Origin of the sequence: Micromonospora sp. NBC_00362, assembly GCF_026342155.1 — a bacterium.
Taxonomy (GTDB): Bacteria; Actinomycetota; Actinomycetes; order Mycobacteriales; family Micromonosporaceae; genus Micromonospora; species Micromonospora hortensis.
In genome coordinates this window covers 1327392-1342607 of sequence record NZ_JAPENH010000001.1, presented here as the reverse complement: position 1 = coordinate 1342607, position 15216 = coordinate 1327392, and the positions used below count along the sequence as shown (strand labels likewise).

The following is a 15216-nucleotide window of genomic DNA, read 5'->3' as shown; positions in this document are numbered from 1 at the left end:
AGACGAGCGGGGGGACCAGGTCAGTTGGTGGTGACCAGGTCGAACTTCTCCCACTGACCGATGGAGGTCCGGTTGGCGATCAGCGGGGACCCGCCACCGTTGTCAGCGGCGACGTAACGGTTGTTCACGGTGGCCCGCAGGCTCACCGTGCCGTCGGAGTTACGGACCAGCTGGAAGGTCTCCCAGGAGCCGGCGGTGGCCCGGTTGGCGATCAGCGCGGCGGCACCGGCGTTCTCGGCGGCGACGAACTGCCCGTTGCCCTTGGCGCGCAGCGCCACGTTGCCGTTGGCGAGATTCACCAGGTCGAACCGCTCGGTGGTGCCCACCGAGGTCTTGTTGGCGATCAGCGCGGTGGTGGCGTTGGGGGAGCTGACGTACTGGTTGTTGGCGCGGGACCGCAGGGTGGAGCCGCTGGCGGTGGGAGGCGGGGTCGTGGTGCGCGGCGAGCAGTCGGCAGTCACGGAGCCCGCGGCGACCTGGAGGCCGCCGAGCAGCATCCGGGTGAAGTTCGGGTCGGTGTACGACGCCTCGGTGTGGCCGAGGCCCGTGTACCAGGCACGCCCGCCGCCGTACGCCTTGCACCAGGTGATCGGGTGGTCGCCGCTCATGTTGCCGCCGCTGTAGGACGACTCGTCGAGGCTGGCCAGCACCCGGGCGCTGGACCGGGGGTTGGTGCGGTAGTTGTACCACTCGTCGGAGCGGACCCAGGTGGTGCCGAGGTGGGCGGTCGAGGGGTTGGTCTGGTCCTCGATCTTCACCGTGGCGTTCTGGATCGCCGGGTGCGAGTCGAACCATGCTCCGACCAGCGAGCCGTACCACGGCCAGCTGTACTCGGTGTCGGCTGCGGCGTGCACGCCGACGTAGCCACCACCGGCGGCGATGTACGACTCGAACGCGCTCTGCTGGCTGGCGTTGAGGACGTCGCCGGTGGTCGACATGAAGACCACCGCCTGGTACTGGGCCAGGTTGGAGGTGGTGAACTGGGCGGCGTCCTCGGTCGAGGTCACTGTGAAGCCGTTGGCCGAGCCGAGCTGCTGGATCGCGGCGATGCCGTTGGGGATGGACGAGTGCCGGAAGCCGGCGGTCTTGCTGAACACCAGGACCTTGGTCAGGGGTGCCGCCGAGGCGGGGGTCGGCAGTGCGACCAGGCTGGCCAGCATGACGGCCAGGCCGGTGACGAGTGCCAACAGGCGGGGACGGGAACGCATGGTCTTGCTCCTCTGCTGAGCGTCGACCTCAGGCTGTGCACACGGGCAGGCCGGGGCCGCGATGGCGGTGGTGCGGAAGCCGGGCCGCCGATGCTCGGCTGAGGTGGTGCGGGATGGTGGGGGTGCGGGGGTGGGCTTGCTGAAACCAGCCGATGACGGAGACCACCCACATTGGACGATCAGAATTCATCGACTGGCATCGTTGACGCAGTAAACCTCCGATGTCTACGCCCCGTCAAGCCCAGGCGCCTCGGGCCGAGCGCGCCCGCGCACGGCCGACGGCACTGCTGAGGTGAGACGTATGACGTATGGTCGGTGTATGGCCACCGACGAAGATCGAGAACGGCTCGCCGGGCACCTCGTGGCGCTGCCGGCTGGCCGTCGCGCGTCCGACCGCTGCGGCCCTACGCGGGACTGCGGGTGCCGCGGGTCGCCATCAGGATGAGGTCGGCGATCGTCTCCGGGTGCGTGACCATGGCCAGATGCGATGATTCGACCTCGATGGTCGTGGCGTTCATCCGATCGGCCAGAAACCGCTCCAGCTCCGGCGCTGTAGTGCGGTCCCGAGTGGAGATCGAGTAAAAGCACTGCCGATCCCGCCAGGCGGCCGTGGTCGTGCGGCCCTGGAAGAGGTCCTTGGCGATCGGACCCTGCACCGCGTACAGGGCGCGGGCGCGGGCCTCCTCGATTCCACCGGCGAAGTCGGCCAGGAAGGCGCTCTCGCTGAGCTGCGCGTACCCGTCGTGGTGCACGAGGCCGGCGTTCGCCGGCGGCGTGGGATATTTCGCCGCGAGCGCGTTGTAGTCCTCGCCGGCGTCCGGCGCGCGGGCCGCCACGTACACCAGGGCGGTGACCCTCGGGTGGTTGCCGGCCTCGCTGATGATCGTGCCGGCCCAGGAATGGCCCACCAGCACCGTCGGGCCGTCCTGGCGGTCGAGGGCGCGGTTGGTGGCCGCGACGTCGTCGGCCAGGGAGGTCAGCGGGTTCTGCACCGCGGTGACCGTCAGCCCGGCCCGCTGTAGCAGCGGGATGACGTCGGACCAGGACGAGCCGTCGGCGTACGCGCCGTGGACCAGGACCACGTTGCGAACGGGCGTGGCCGAAGACGTGTCGCTCATCCGAAGAACCTCCGCACGACGCCGTGCCGTCGCTCGCTGGTCGACGACAGCTCTCGCCCGCCACTCTTCCCCACGCCGGTCGGGGCGGTGGGTCAAACGCCCAGGCTTCAGCCCTTCAACGCGCCGGCTCGGGTGCGAGGGCGCGCCAGTTCAGGCGGTCCCGGTAGTGGTGTCGCAGGACCAACCAGCTGACTGTGAACGGGATGGCCCCCATGGCCACCACGCCCAGGACGTCCGCGCCGACCACGTCGAAGACCGCCCCGACGTCGCCGAACAGCTGAGCGACAGTTTGGAACGCGACGTGCAGGCCGATGCCGGCCCAGATGTCGCCGGTGGCGGCGCGGAAGGCGCCCAGCAGCAGCGCGAAGACGAAGAAGAGCGCCAGTCGGTCGACGGATCTCGCCGACCCGACGAGGAACCCGAACACTGTGAACAGCACCGCCTGTCCGACGGCGGCCTGCCAGGCGGGCAGCCGGGTGGCGAGGTTGTGTTGCAGGTACCCGCGGAAGATCAGCTCCTCTGGCAGCGCCTCCTTCAGGAAGACCAGCACGACCAGCAGCGCCGCCACCCGCAGCACGTCCCCGACGGACGTCCGGACACTGATCTCAACCCAGCCGAGACCGAGGCAGAGCGCGAACCCCACCGCGGCGGGCACGAGCCAGCAGGCCATGCCGAACAGCAGACGCCGCCAGCCGGCGCGCAGCGACGGCAACCCGAGGCCGGCCCACGGCCGCCGGTCCAGGACGCGACGGGCGACGACCACCAGGGGTACGACGACAACTGTGGTGAGGACAGCCCCGATCGCATGGGTGGGCCGGTCGTAGTCACGATCGAGCAGGACGCCCAGGAACAACCACACCAGCACGGCGGCGGTGGCCACGACGAGGATCCGCCAGGGCAGGGCGAGACGAGATCCGGCGCTCACCACGCGCAGCGTAGCCAGCGGCGTCAACTGCGGACGGTCAGCGGCGTCAACTGCGGACGGTCAGCGGCCGAGGACGAGGTAACCGAGGCCGAGGACACCCCGGTAACCGCCGACGTACTGGCGCAACCGGTCGTCGAGTTCCGCCCGGACCTCCGGCGCACGGGGATCCTCCGGATACGCCAGCAGCCACTCCTGCCGGCCGGCGAGCCAGGTGGACTCGAAGTCGTCCCATTCCCGCTGGTCGGCGGTGCTCAGGTGCAGCAACCGCCAGCCCCGCTCGCGGGCGGCCTCGACCAGCCCGGCAAGGGTCGGCACCTCCGGGCCGAAGACCTCGGCGATCTCCGTGCTGGGGGATCGCTCCCAGTACGCGTCACCGAACAGCAGCCGCCCACCGGGCCGGACCACTGCGCCGAGGGCGTCGAGGGCGGCCTCGGTGCCCCCGAAGGCGTGTGCCGAGCCGATGCAGAGAACCCGGTCGGCCGGCTCCTGCCAGGCCGCCGCTTCCCCCATCACGAAGGCGACGTGCCGGTTCAGTGACCGCCCCGCGGCCAGCCGCCGTCCTCGGGCGAGCGCTGCCTCGTCGGTGTCGACGCCGACGCCGCGCGTCGCGACCGGGCCGGAGACACCGCCGGCGGCGACCGCCCGCAGCAGCAGCTCACCCCAGCCGCAGCCGAGGTCGAGCACACGCGCGCCGGGGCGGACGTCGAGCCGTTGCAGCAGCAACGCGGCGTGCTCCGGCGAGAGCGGAGTGTTCCAGCGCATCCGCGAGTAACGGCTGGCGGCGAGGTGGTCGGTTGACTGCATCCGTTGAGGGTCCCAAGCCGTGTGTCGGGTCCGGCACCGGGGCTTACGGCAGGATCGGTGGGATGGACGCGGAGCGTGCGGGGCCGGCGCGACGGCCGACCCCGCAGGAGGTGGCGGTGGCGGCCGGCCGAGGTCTGCCGGACATCATCGGACCCGGGCTGCGCGTGCTGTTCTGCGGCTACAACCCGGGCCTCTACTCGGCCGCCGTGGGGGAGCCGTTCGCCCGCCGGGGCAGCCGATTCTGGCCAGCCCTGCACGGAGCCGGGTTCACCGACCGCCAGCTGCACTCGTGGGAACGCGACGAGCTGCTGCGGCAGGGCCTGGGCATCACCAGCCTGAGTAACCGGGCCACCGCCCGCGCCGCCGAGCTGACCCCGGAGGAACTGGTGGCCGGTGTGACCGGGTTGGCGGTGAAGGCCGAGCGATACCGGCCGCGCTGGGTGGCGATCCTCGGGGTGACCGCGTACCGGATCGCCTTCGCCCGACCGCAGGCGGCGCTGGGCCCGCGACCGGACCGGCTGGGGCCGGCCCGGGTCTGGGTGCTGCCGAACCCCAGCGGCCTGAACGCGCACTTCCCGCTGCCGGCGTTGACCGCCGAGTTCGCCAAGCTGCGGCGGGCCCTCGATCCCTAGCCGGCCGTGGCGACCAGCCCCTGGTAGTAGGGCTGCATCGCCGGGTGGTAGTCGTCGAACTCCGGGCGGGGCGAACCGTCCCGGGAGGCGACGAGCAGGTCCAGGTAGTACTCCCAGCCGGCGCCGACCTCGGCGATGCCCTCCACGCTGGTGAGGTGCTGGACGAACCGCAGCTCGGTGGTGCCGTCGGTCTCGGTCAGCGACAGCTCCAGCAGCCAGCTGCCGTAGTCGTCGACCATCGACACGGCGAGGCGCTGCTGCGGTTCGCACGCGTCGATGCGCATCTCGCACCAGGGCTGCTGCTCCTCGTACGCCATCTGGACCCGGATGGTCCGTCCGGGCCCGGCGTCGCCCTCCCACGGGCCGAACCAGCGGGCCGTACGCTCCGGCTCGGTCAGGCTGGCCCAGACGTCCGCCGCCGGAGCGCGGAAGGTCCGGGTGAGGACGAGATCGTGGCCGGTGTCGGTCTGAAACAGGCGTCCGGCGGGTGTGCGGGTCATGCCGTGTGCTCCCTTCGGTGCTCCGCCGGGCCGCGGCTGCGGCGCTCTCGGCGGGTGCGATAGACCTCGGTCTCCAACGCGTCGAGGTGCCGGCCCCACCTGTCGACTGTGGTGAGCCCGGTGAGCCAGTCGAGCAGCGGGGCGATCGGGCCCGGGTCGAGCCGGTAGATCCTCCGCCGTCCGACCAGCTCGTCACGGACCAACCCGCTGTCGCGCAGCACCCGCAGGTGGCGGCTGATGGCGGGTCGGCTGATCGTGAACCGCTTGGCGATCTCGCCGGCGGAGAGGGGTTCGGCGCGCAACATGGTCAGGATGTGCCGCCGTACCGGGTCCGCGATCGCGACGGCCACCTCATCCACCCCTGAAGCGTAACCCATAAGTTACGGGTTTTGCCGCTGTGGACCACCGCCACCCCGCACCGATGCGTCGATGGTGGGCACATGATCACCTGACCTGGCACCCTGTACGGCATGGCCGCCCTGCTTCGCTCCCGCCTGACCGACTGGACCTTCGCCGTACCCGTGCTCGCTGTCCTGGTGTTGATCGTGACCTGGGGGCGGAACCTGCCCGGCCCGATCATCGTGGTGGTCGCGGTGCTGCTGGGGGGTGCCGTGCTCGCGGCCGTGCACCACGCGGAGGTGGTCGCCCACCGGGTGGGGGAGCCGTACGGGTCTCTGGTGCTCGCCGTCGCGGTCACCGTGATCGAGGTCGCCCTCATCGTCACGCTGATGATCAGCGGGCCGGAGAAGACCCAGTCGCTCGCCCGGGACACCGTCTTCGCCGCCGTCATGATCACCTGTAACGGGATCCTCGGCCTGTCCCTGCTGCTCGGGGCGTTGCGCCGTCGCGTCGCGGTGTTCAACCCGGAGGGCACCGGCGGGGCTCTGGCCACCGTGATCACCCTGGCCACCCTGAGTCTGGTCATCCCGACCTTCACCACCGCCCGGCCAGGCCCGGAGTTCAGCCCGGCCCAGCTCGCCTTCGCCGCCGTCGCCTCGCTGGCGCTCTACGGGTTGTTCGTGCTCGTGCAGACCGGCCGACACCGTGACTACTTCCTGCCGGTCGACAGCCGGGGCCAGGTGATCGACGCCGAGGAGCACGCCAAGCCGCCCACCACCCGCGCGGCGCTGATGAGCCTGGGGCTGCTGCTGGTGGCGCTGGTCGCGGTGGTCGGCGACGCCAAGACCGTCTCGCCGACCATCGAGGCCGGTGTCGCCGCGGCGAACCTGCCGCACGCCTTCGTCGGCGTGATCATCGCCCTGCTGGTGCTGCTGCCGGAAACCCTGGCCGCCGCCCGCGCCGCCCGCCGCGACCGCGTGCAGATCAGCCTGAACCTCGCGCTCGGCTCGGCGATGGCCAGCATCGGCCTGACCATCCCGGCCATAGCGATCGCCTCGATCTGGCTGGACGGCCCACTGCTGCTCGGCCTCGGCGGCACCCAGCTCGCCCTGCTCGCGCTCACCGCCGTGACCGCCGTGCTCACCGTGGTGCCCGGCCGGGCCAACGTGCTGCAGGGCGGCGTACACCTGGTGCTGATGGCCGCCTTCGTCTTCCTGGCCGCCAGCCCGTGACCCGCACGGGCCTGCGGCTCCGGCCCTGATCCGCACGGCCCCTGCGGATCAGCCGGCGGGCGGCGGGTCGCCCGCCAGGCGCTCCGCGCGGGCGTTCAGGTAGCGCTGCTGCGCCAGGTTCGTCGAGCGCGCCGCCGCCATCCGGTACGCCTCCCGCGCGGTGACCCGCTCACCCTCCAGCTCCCACAGGTGGGCGCGGGCGGCCGGCAGTCGCGGGTCGTCGGCGAGACGAGGGTCGTCGGCCAGGTCGGCGAGCAGCGCCAACCCGGCCGGCGCGCCCCGGCTCATGGCCACCGCCACCGCGTGGTTGAGCGCCACCACCGGGTTGTCGGACATCCCGAGGAGCACCTCGTACAGGGCCGTGATCTGCGCCCAGTCGGTGGCCGCCGCGCTGGGCGCCTCGTCGTGCACGGCCGCGATGGCCGCCTGGAGCTGGTACGCCCCGACCACGCCGCGCGGCAGGGCCCCGGTGATCAGCTCGACCCCCTCGGCGATCTGGTCGGCCCGCCACCGGGAGCGGTCCTGCTCGGCCATCGGCACCAGCTCGCCGTTCGGACCGATCCGCGCCGGCGCTCGGGCATCAGTGAGCAGCATCAACGCGAGCAGCCCGGTGACCTCGGGGTCCTCGGGCACCAGCCGGCGCACCAGACGGGTCAGTCGGATCGCCTCGGCGGTCAGGTCGGCGCGCACCAACCCCGGCCCGGCGGTGCGGGCGTACCCCTCCGTGAAGATCAGGTAGAGCACGTGCAGCACGGCGGCGAGCCGGTCAGCCCGCTCCGGGCCGGTGGGCGGCGCGAACCGCAGCCCACTGTCACGGATCCGCTGCTTACCCCGACTGATCCGCCGGGTCATCGTCGCCTCCGGCACCAGGAACGCACGCGCCACCTCGGCGGTGCTCAGCCCGCCCACCGCCCGCAGGGTGAGCGCGATCTGCGACGCCGCCGACAACGCCGGGTGGCAGCACAGGAACAACAGGATGAGCGTGTCGTCGGCGTCCGCCGACGGACGGTCGGCGGCGGGGGCACGCCACTGCTCCGGGAGCACCCACCGGGCCACCGTGTCCTCCCGCCGCATCCGGGCCTGCTCGCGACGCAGCAGGTCGGTCAGCCGACGGGACGCCACGGTGATCAGCCAGCCACGCGGATTCTCCGGTACGCCATCGCGCGGCCAACCCTCCGCCGCGGCGATCAGCGCCTCCTGCACCGCGTCCTCGGCCGTGTCGAAGTGCCCGTAGCGGCGGACCAGCGCGCCGAGGACCTGCGGCGCCAGCTCGCGCAGCAGGTCCTCGGCGGGAGTCTCCGGCACCGCGTCAGCCGGCCAGGTCCTCGACACCGTCGAGCACCGGCCGCACGTCCACGTACCCACCGGGGGCGTCCGGGTCGACCAGGCCGGCGGCGATCTCGGTGGCCCGGTCGAAGCTGGCGCACTCCACGATGGTGTAACCGGCGAGGACCTCCTGCGTCTCCGGGTACGGGCCGTCGGTGACCACCGGCGCCCCCTCGCGCACCTGCACCCGACGGGCGTGCACCGGCTCGCTCAGGCCCCGGGCGTCGACCAACTCGCCGGACTCGGCCAGCGCCTGGTGGAAGGTCTCCATGTGCTTGTGCATCGCCGCGATCTGCTCGGCCGACATCGCCGGCCGGTCGGAAGCCCGCCCCGACAACACGTCGTAGTCCTGCTGCGACCCGTAGAGCAAAATCATGTACTTCATGGTTCTTCCCCTCCTCCTGCGAGGACACCACCCCGGCGCCCCACAGGAAACGTCGAACCCCAACTCCCCACCCGGACACCCCACCCACGCCGGGTCCTCCCTCCACCCGAACCGGTGATCATGAAGTTAGCGTCACGACACGCCGAGTGGGATGACACCAACTTCATGATCACCGGGGACCAGGGGTGGTGGGCGCGGCCTAGGGTGGCCGGATGACGGTGGTGTGGGTGGTGGTGGGGATCTTCGTCGTCGTGGCGGGGGTGGCGTTTGGCGTTGTGGTGCGGCGGGGGCGCGTCGGTGAGGTCGGGGGCGACGACTCCCGGGCTGGGCGGGACGCTCGGGTGCGGCAGCACCGGTACGAGGCCGACCGGCACGGCGACCAAGGCGACACGTGGCATCGCGGTCGGGAGTCGGGTGGTTGAGCGACCCTACTGGCCGTACGAGCGGCGCAGCCGGTCGTTGATCAGGTAGTTGAGGCGGTGGCGTAGGTGGCCGAGGGTGCTCTCGCACGGCAGTTCCCCGTCGGTGGTGAGCGTCCAGCGCAGCGTGCAGTCCCCGCCGGGCAGCCCGGGAGTCAGGTCGAAGCGGATCCGGTCCAACGGTCGGCGCGGCCACAGCGACGACCACACGAGCAGCATCGGCGCGTAGCCCGCCACCACCCGGGGCAGTACCTCGTCGTCGCGCAACTCCAACCAGGGCCGGCTGCCGGCCTCGTACGGGTAGCGCAGCGACCGCCACACGACGTGCGCCGGCGCCGGTTGACGTCGGCTGCGACTGCCAAGCTCGTGCACCAGAGCCTCTCCTTTCCTGGGCGGCGACACCCGCCCCGGAGCATTGTGGCGGCCCCACAGCGGCGCCCCGCGCCCGCCGTGCGACACCACCCAGCCAACCGGGCCCGCTGCGCCGCAGCCCATCCGCCCCGCAGCACCCGGTCCAGATCCGCCTCGATCGGCACGCCCGGGTCCGGTGAACCGTCCGGCCGTGCCGTACGTGAAACCGGTGACGGGCGTTTCGGTCCTCTCGTCGGGGTACTACCAGCCTGAGCACCGATGTCTGGGGAGGCACAGTGGGGGCACGGTTCGGTCGCGACGCGCGGGGCCCGCTGGCGGCTCTGCTGATCGCCGCCCTCGTCTCCCTCGCCTGCGCCGGCGGTGGACTGGCCGAGCCGGAGGCCGAGCGCCCCGGGGCGAACCCGTCGGCCGCATCACCGGGCCCGAGGACCACCCGGGCCGACAGCACCACCAGCGTCGCCGAGTTCGAGCAGGACGTCGCCGACGCGCAGGCAATCGCCGAGCGGTACTGGGCGGCCCAGTTCAAGGAATCCGGGCAGCGGTTCCGACCGATCCGGCGGATCATCCCGTACCAGCGCGACGGCGAGGTGTCCTGCGGCGGCCAGTCGTTGCCCCGCAACAACGCCGTCTACTGCTCGCAGGGCGACTTCATCGCGTACGACGTCGCCTGGTCGGTGGCGGCGTTCCGCCAGGTCGGCGACGCGTTCGTGTTCTACCTGCTCGGGCACGAGTACGCGCACGCCATCCAGGTGCGGCTCGGCATCAACTACAGCTTCACCATCCAGCAGGAGTTGCAGGCCGACTGCATGGCCGGGGCGTACCTCGGCGACTCGGTGCGCTCGGGGACCCTGACCCTCGCCGAGGGCGACCTGGACGAGTTCCGGGAGGGGGTGGCGGCGGTCGGCGACGACCCGGACCAGCCGTGGTTCGCGGAAGGGGCACACGGCACCGCCGAGCAGCGCACCGACATGTTCTTCCGGGGTTACGAGGGTTCCCTGAAGGAGTGCGACCTCGGCTGAACGGGGTTGCCCGGATCACCCTGGCGCCCGTTGCCGCCACCGGCCTTGGCGGCTGCTGGCAGGATCGCCCGTGTCGGTCACGACCCTGGAGGTTCCGCTGAGCAGCCATCACCCCGCCGCTGTGCTCTTCGACATGGACGGCACGCTGGTCGACAGCGAGAAGCTGTGGGACGTCGCGTTGCAGGAACTCGCCAAGGAGTACGGCGGAGAACTCTCCGTCGAGGCCCGCCAGTCGATCATCGGTACCGCCATGGCCGAGTCGATGCGCATCCTGCACGACGACCTGGGGCAGCCCGAACGGGATCCGGCGATCAGCGCGGCGTGGATCAACACCCGGATCCTGGAGCTGTTCCGCACCGGCCTGCCCTGGCGGCCGGGCGCGTTCGACCTGTTGCGTGCGGTCCGGGCGGCGGGAATCCCCACCGCGCTGGTCACGTCAAGCCCTCGGGCGTTGGTCGAGATCGCCCTGGACACCCTCGGTCGGGACAACTTCGACACGGTGGTCGCCGGCGACGAGGTGGTGGCGGCCAAGCCACACCCCGAGCCCTACCTGACCGCCGCCCGGCTGCTGGGTGTGCCGATCGAGCGCTGCGTGGCGATCGAGGACTCACCGACCGGGGTGGCCAGCGCGCTCGCCTCGGGCGCGGCGGTCCTGGCCGTACCGGCGGAGGTGGCGTTGCCGAGCACTGTCGGCGTACACCAGGTGGAAAGCCTGACCGGCGTGGACCTGGCGCTGCTCGCGGCGCTGCTGACCGATCGGGCAGCGGCGACCGGCTGACCCGCCCGGCGCGGGTCGGCGCCGCTCGGCTCCCGACCGGCCGGGGTCACCGGCGCTCGGCGAAGACCGCGGCGACCACCTGGTAGCTGTCGAACGCCCGTGCCGCCCCCGCGTACGCGGCCAGGTGGATGAACAGCTCGACGATCTCCTCCCGGCTCACCCCCGAGGTCAGCGCGATGCGCAGCTGCCCGCGCAGCGGTTCGTGGGTGCCGAGGGCGGCGGCGATCGCCACCGAGACCAGACACCGGCTGCGCAGGTCCAGGCCCTCCCGGGGCCAGGCCGCGCCGAAGGTCTGCACTGTGGCGAGACGACGGAAGTCGTGCCCCACCTCCGGCTCACCCTCGCCGAGCGGCAGAACCAACGGCTGCCCGAGCAGCCGCTCGGCGTTGTCGAGTGCCAGCTGGTACGCGTCCTGATCGGTCATGTCACCGGCCCCGGATCTCCGGCCGCCCGGCTCGCGGGCGGGCCGGCGCCCTGCCGGCAGCACCAGCCTGGCAGTCGCGCACGGGTGGCCGAGGGCGAATGGGACAGGCCGAGGCCCCCGGCGCGGCGACCGGGGGCCTCGGAAGTGCCGATCAGTCGTGGGCGATGGCACCCAGGACGTTGATCCGGGCCGCCCGGACGGCCGGGAGCACCGCGGCCACCACGCCGATGATGGCGGCGAGACCGAGGAAGACACCCATCTGCCCCCACGGCAGGATCAGGTCGGTGATGCCCTCGTCCTTGAGGGCCTCGACCACAGCGGCGCCGAGGCCGGTGCCCACCACCACGCCGAGCAGCGCGCCGAACACCGAGATCACCACCGCCTCCACGGTGATCATCCCCATGGTCTGGGACCGGCGCAGGCCGATGGCCCGCAGCAGACCCAACTCGCGGGTCCGCTCCAGCACCGACAGGGCAAGGGTGTTGATGATGCCCAGCACGGCGATCACGATTGCCAGCGCGAGCAGGATCTGGATCATCGTGAGCAGCCCGTCGAGCGAACTGGTCTGCTGCTTGATGAACGCGTCCCGGTCCGCCACCGACACCTCGGGGCTGTCCGCGAGCAACGCCTCCACCTGCGGCTGCACGTCGGACACGCGGGTGCCCGGGGCCAGCTGGATGAAGCCCTGGATGGGCTGCGGGATGGCGAAGTCCTTCGCCGCGGTCGCCGGCAGCGTCACCGGGTTGGTCAGCTGCGACGACTCGTAGATGCCGCTGATCGTGTAGGTGCGTGCCTCGCCCCGGGTCAGCTGCACGTTGACAGTGGAGCCCACCGACCAGCCACGGGACGTGGCAGTGTCCGAGCTGGCCAGCATCTGGGTCGGCCCGAGCCGGTCGATGTCACCGGCGGTCGGCTTCGCGCCGAAGATCTGCCGCAGCGACGCGATGTCGCTGCTCGCCGCCACCCAGGTGCTCTCGCCGTCGATCCGCCCCATGTCGCCGTACTCGCCGTCGACCAACCGCACACCGGGCAGGGCCTTTGCCTGGTCCAGCACACCCGGGTCGAAGGTCGGCGGACGCGGGCCGCCCTGCTGCCCGGCGATCACCAGCTCGGCCTTGATGGTGTCCTGGGCGAGCGCGCTGATGCTGCCCTTGGCCGAGTCGAGGATCACCGTGACGCCGGTGACCAGCGCGATGCCGACCATCAGCGCGGCGGCCGTGATCGCCGTGCGACGCGGGTTGCGCCCGGAGTTGAGCCGGCCCAGCTTGCCCGGCACCGACCAGGAGAAGATCGCGCCGAGCAGGCTCACCACCGGCCGGCTGATCAACGGGGTCAGCAGCGCCACCCCGATGAAGGCGAACAGCACGCCACCGAGGATGGTCGACAGCGTCTGACCGCCGGCGTTGCCGCTGAGCCCGAGGAACAGCAGCACCGCGCCGACGCCGGTGACCAGCGACCCGGCCACCGTGATCTTGGTCAACGGCCGGTCCGGGGTGGCCACGTCCTGCATGGCCGCGATCGGCGGGATCCGGGACGCCCGCAGCGCCGGCAGCAACGCCGCCACCACGGTGATCACCAGACCGACGGCGAACGAACCGATCACCGCGGCCGCCGGCACGCCGATCCCGGCCAAGGTGAGCCCACCGGCGAGCTTGCCGAACAGGAACGCCAGCAGCGCGCCCACCCCGATACCGGCGGCGAGGCCGAGCACCGACGCGATCAACCCCACCGCGATGGCCTCCAGCACCACCGAACCGATGATCTGCCGGCCGCTGGCCCCGATGGCGCGCATGAGCGCCAACTCCCGGGTCCGCTGCGCCACGATGATCGAGAAGGTGTTGAGGATCAGGAAGGTGCCCACCAGCAGTGCCACCGCGGCGAAGCCGAGCAGGATCTTGTTGAAGAAGGACAGGCCCTCCTTCAGGCTGGCCGAGGCGTCCGCGGCCACCTGCTCGCCGGTCTTCACCTCGAAGTCAGCGCCCAGGGTGCGGGCAACGTCGTCGCGCAGCTTCTCGTCCGAGACCCCGTCGGCGGCCTGCACGGTGATGCTGTTGAACACGTCCGGCTCGCCCAGCATCAGCCGCTGCGCCACCGGAGTGGTGAAGAAGACCTCGTTGACCCCGCCGATCGAGTCCCGGTCACCGCTGTAACCGAAGACGCCGACCAGTGTGAAGTCCCGCTTCTTCGACTCGAACGCGGTGAGCACGCCAACCTTCTGGCCGACCTGCACCTTCGCGGCCGTGGCCAGCGCCTTGTTGATGACGATCTCGTCCTCGGCCTGCGGCGCGCGCCCCTCGCGCAGCTTCAGCAACTCGCTCTCGCCGGTCCAGTTCTCGCCCAACTGCGGCGGACCGAACGAGGTGACGACCTTGCCGTTGCTGCCGATCACCCGGGCGCCGTCGGCGTTGACCACACCGGTCGCCGAGGCCGCCCCCGGCACCTGCTTCACCCGGTCCACCAGCGCGGCCGGCAGCGGGGCGACCGTCTGCTCGCCCTCCATCTCGTTGACCTGCACCTTCGGCTTCGCCGCGACGTTCACGTCGATCTCGGAGAAACCGTCGGCGAAGACCGAGTCGAAGGAGCGACCCAGCGTGTCGGTGAGCACGAACGCGCCGGAGACGAACATCACCCCGAGCACCACCGCCAGGCCGGACAGGATCAGCCGGACCTTACGGGCCAGCAGACTCTTCAGCGTCGCGCGGAACATCAGTTGCCCACCTCGGCCGCGGTGTCCAGCTTCTTCATGGTGTCCAGCACCGTCTCGGCGGTCGGCTCGATCAACTCCGAGACGATCTCGCCGTCGGCGAGGAAGACCACCCGGTCGGCGTACGCGGCGGCCGTCGGGTCGTGGGTGACCATCACGATGGTCTGGCCGTGCTCCCGGACCGAGTTACGCAGGAAGTTGAGCACCTCCGCGCCGGAACGTGAGTCCAGGTTGCCGGTCGGCTCGTCCGCGAAGATCACCTCGGGGCGGGAGACCAGCGCCCGGGCGCACGCCACCCGCTGCTGCTGCCCACCGGAGAGCTGCGCCGGCCGGTGGTCCAGCCGATCCTTCAGACCCACCGTCTCGATCACCGTGTCGTACCAGGCCGGGTCCGGCTTGCGCCCGGCGATCGACAGCGGCAGCAGGATGTTCTCCTTGGCCGTCAGCGTCGGCAGCAGGTTGAACTGCTGGAAGATGAAACCCACCTTGTCGCGGCGCAGCTTCGTCAGCCCCGCGTCGCCCAGCCCCGTGACCGTCGTCTCACCGATCGACACCGTCCCCCGGGTCACCGAGTCCAGGCCGGCCAGGCAGTGCATCAGCGTCGACTTACCGGAACCCGACGGGCCCATGATCGCGGTGAAGCGGCCACGTTCGAACTCCGCGCTGACCCCCCGCAGCGCGATGACCTGAGCCTCGCCGCTGCCGTACACCTTCCACACGTCGTTCGCCCGGGCCGCGGCCTGCGCCTGCTGGCCTACCGTCGCGGTCACGTCATCTACCTCTTCCGTCTGTCCGAAAACGCACGCCGCCCCCCGATGGTCCGGCGCGACTGTTCAATCATCGGTGCTGACTACGCCCGCCCCGTCCGACCCTGGGGGGACCCGGCGCGGATTTCCCGCTGCGGGTGCACCCCCATGCCGCATCAGGGTTGCCCCTGAGTCGACGGCCGGTCGACCGTTTTTTCCCATGGCGGCGGGCGGCAGCACCGACACTTGCACCTGACGCCACAGGAGGGTCAACCGAACCAAGCC

At 71.5% G+C, this 15216-nt stretch carries 17 protein-coding genes; 5 read left to right on the top strand and 12 right to left on the bottom strand.

Annotated features, from left to right (window positions below):
• Positions 1–20: 20 nt before the first annotated feature.
• The 4 genes from OG992_RS06055 to OG992_RS06040 all read right to left on the bottom strand — a co-directional run bounded on the left by OG992_RS06055 (position 21) and on the right by OG992_RS06040 (position 4055).
• Positions 21–1160, bottom strand: a complete 1140-nt coding sequence (locus OG992_RS06055; protein WP_266305163.1) for a ThuA domain-containing protein — start codon at positions 1158–1160, stop codon at positions 21–23.
• A gap of 452 nt (positions 1161–1612) precedes the next feature.
• Entirely contained in the window at positions 1613–2326 is a 714-nt protein-coding gene (locus tag OG992_RS06050; RefSeq protein ID WP_266302626.1) for an alpha/beta fold hydrolase, read from the bottom strand.
• Between the two features lie 115 nt (positions 2327–2441).
• Positions 2442–3251: a CPBP family intramembrane glutamic endopeptidase gene (locus OG992_RS06045; protein ID WP_266302625.1), complete on the bottom strand. Its 810-nt coding sequence runs from the start codon at positions 3249–3251 to the stop codon at positions 2442–2444.
• 60 nt (positions 3252–3311) lie between these two features.
• Entirely contained in the window at positions 3312–4055 is a 744-nt protein-coding gene (locus tag OG992_RS06040; RefSeq protein WP_238685831.1) for a cyclopropane-fatty-acyl-phospholipid synthase family protein, read from the bottom strand.
• A 62-nt stretch (positions 4056–4117) separates the two neighbouring features.
• Between OG992_RS06040 and mug the strand changes: the two genes are divergently transcribed.
• Complete coding sequence (mug, locus tag OG992_RS06035) at positions 4118–4687, top strand: G/U mismatch-specific DNA glycosylase (RefSeq protein ID WP_266302624.1); 570 nt, start codon at positions 4118–4120, stop codon at positions 4685–4687.
• On the opposite strand, the gene OG992_RS06030 is transcribed toward mug, so the two are convergent.
• Positions 4684–5187 carry an SRPBCC family protein gene (locus OG992_RS06030; protein ID WP_238685829.1) on the bottom strand — a complete coding sequence of 168 codons (504 nt, stop codon included), beginning with the start codon at positions 5185–5187 and terminating at the stop codon, positions 4684–4686. The two genes, mug and OG992_RS06030, sit on opposite strands and share 4 nt — an antisense overlap.
• A complete protein-coding gene (locus OG992_RS06025; protein WP_238685828.1) occupies positions 5184–5546 on the bottom strand; it encodes a helix-turn-helix transcriptional regulator in 363 nt (120 codons plus the stop codon). Before OG992_RS06025 ends, OG992_RS06030 begins: the two co-directional genes overlap by 4 nt.
• Before the next feature lie 111 nt (positions 5547–5657).
• Between OG992_RS06025 and OG992_RS06020 the strand changes: the two genes are divergently transcribed.
• The gene (locus tag OG992_RS06020) at positions 5658–6758 is read left to right on the top strand and encodes a calcium:proton antiporter (protein WP_238685827.1); all 1101 of its coding nucleotides are present in this window, start codon (positions 5658–5660) and stop codon (positions 6756–6758) included.
• 48 nt (positions 6759–6806) lie between these two features.
• On the opposite strand, the gene OG992_RS06015 is transcribed toward OG992_RS06020, so the two are convergent.
• On the bottom strand, positions 6807–8090 hold the full coding sequence (locus OG992_RS06015; protein ID WP_266302623.1) for an RNA polymerase sigma factor: 1284 nt from the start codon (positions 8088–8090) through the stop codon (positions 6807–6809).
• Positions 8068–8469 carry a YciI family protein gene (locus OG992_RS06010; RefSeq protein WP_210781700.1) on the bottom strand — a complete coding sequence of 134 codons (402 nt, stop codon included), beginning with the start codon at positions 8467–8469 and terminating at the stop codon, positions 8068–8070. Before OG992_RS06010 ends, OG992_RS06015 begins: the two co-directional genes overlap by 23 nt.
• A gap of 212 nt (positions 8470–8681) precedes the next feature.
• Between OG992_RS06010 and OG992_RS06005 the strand changes: the two genes are divergently transcribed.
• The gene (locus OG992_RS06005) at positions 8682–8891 is read left to right on the top strand and encodes a hypothetical protein (RefSeq protein ID WP_266302622.1); all 210 of its coding nucleotides are present in this window, start codon (positions 8682–8684) and stop codon (positions 8889–8891) included.
• 6 nt (positions 8892–8897) lie between these two features.
• Here OG992_RS06005 and OG992_RS06000 read toward each other — a convergent pair whose 3' ends face one another.
• On the bottom strand, positions 8898–9260 hold the full coding sequence (locus OG992_RS06000) for a hypothetical protein (RefSeq protein ID WP_266302621.1): 363 nt from the start codon (positions 9258–9260) through the stop codon (positions 8898–8900).
• Positions 9261–9535: 275 nt separating this feature from the next.
• On the opposite strand from OG992_RS06000, the gene OG992_RS05995 reads away from it, so the two are divergent.
• A complete protein-coding gene (locus tag OG992_RS05995) occupies positions 9536–10279 on the top strand; it encodes a neutral zinc metallopeptidase (RefSeq protein WP_266302620.1) in 744 nt (247 codons plus the stop codon).
• Positions 10280–10400: 121 nt separating this feature from the next.
• Complete coding sequence (locus OG992_RS05990; RefSeq protein ID WP_266305162.1) at positions 10401–11057, top strand: HAD family phosphatase; 657 nt, start codon at positions 10401–10403, stop codon at positions 11055–11057.
• Positions 11058–11103: 46 nt separating this feature from the next.
• Here OG992_RS05990 and OG992_RS05985 read toward each other — a convergent pair whose 3' ends face one another.
• The 3 genes from OG992_RS05985 to OG992_RS05975 form a co-directional block, all read right to left on the bottom strand.
• On the bottom strand, positions 11104–11481 hold the full coding sequence (locus OG992_RS05985) for a carboxymuconolactone decarboxylase family protein (protein ID WP_210781704.1): 378 nt from the start codon (positions 11479–11481) through the stop codon (positions 11104–11106).
• Positions 11482–11632: 151 nt separating this feature from the next.
• The gene (locus tag OG992_RS05980) at positions 11633–14188 is read right to left on the bottom strand and encodes an ABC transporter permease (RefSeq protein ID WP_266302619.1); all 2556 of its coding nucleotides are present in this window, start codon (positions 14186–14188) and stop codon (positions 11633–11635) included.
• A complete protein-coding gene (locus OG992_RS05975; RefSeq protein ID WP_210781706.1) occupies positions 14188–14955 on the bottom strand; it encodes an ABC transporter ATP-binding protein in 768 nt (255 codons plus the stop codon). Before OG992_RS05975 ends, OG992_RS05980 begins: the two co-directional genes overlap by 1 nt.
• Between the last annotated feature and the right edge of the window lie 261 nt (positions 14956–15216).

Bases quoted from the DNA above. Each gene is read 5' to 3' on its own strand.
- OG992_RS06055 (WP_266305163.1), bottom strand. From the start codon at position 1,160: ATGCTGGCCAGCCTGGTCGCACTGCCGACCCCCGCCTCGGCGGCACCC.
- OG992_RS06050 (WP_266302626.1), bottom strand. From the start codon at position 2,326: ATGAGCGACACGTCTTCGGCCACGCCCGTTCGCAACGTGGTCCTGGTC.
- OG992_RS06040 (WP_238685831.1), bottom strand. From the start codon at position 4,055: ATGCAGTCAACCGACCACCTCGCCGCCAGCCGTTACTCGCGGATGCGC.
- mug (WP_266302624.1), top strand. From the start codon at position 4,118: ATGGACGCGGAGCGTGCGGGGCCGGCGCGACGGCCGACCCCGCAGGAG.
- OG992_RS06030 (WP_238685829.1), bottom strand. From the start codon at position 5,187: ATGACCCGCACACCCGCCGGACGCCTGTTTCAGACCGACACCGGCCAC.
- OG992_RS06020 (WP_238685827.1), top strand. From the start codon at position 5,658: ATGGCCGCCCTGCTTCGCTCCCGCCTGACCGACTGGACCTTCGCCGTA.
- OG992_RS06010 (WP_210781700.1), bottom strand. From the start codon at position 8,469: ATGAAGTACATGATTTTGCTCTACGGGTCGCAGCAGGACTACGACGTG.
- OG992_RS06005 (WP_266302622.1), top strand. From the start codon at position 8,682: ATGACGGTGGTGTGGGTGGTGGTGGGGATCTTCGTCGTCGTGGCGGGG.
- OG992_RS05985 (WP_210781704.1), bottom strand. From the start codon at position 11,481: ATGACCGATCAGGACGCGTACCAGCTGGCACTCGACAACGCCGAGCGG.
- OG992_RS05980 (WP_266302619.1), bottom strand. From the start codon at position 14,188: ATGTTCCGCGCGACGCTGAAGAGTCTGCTGGCCCGTAAGGTCCGGCTG.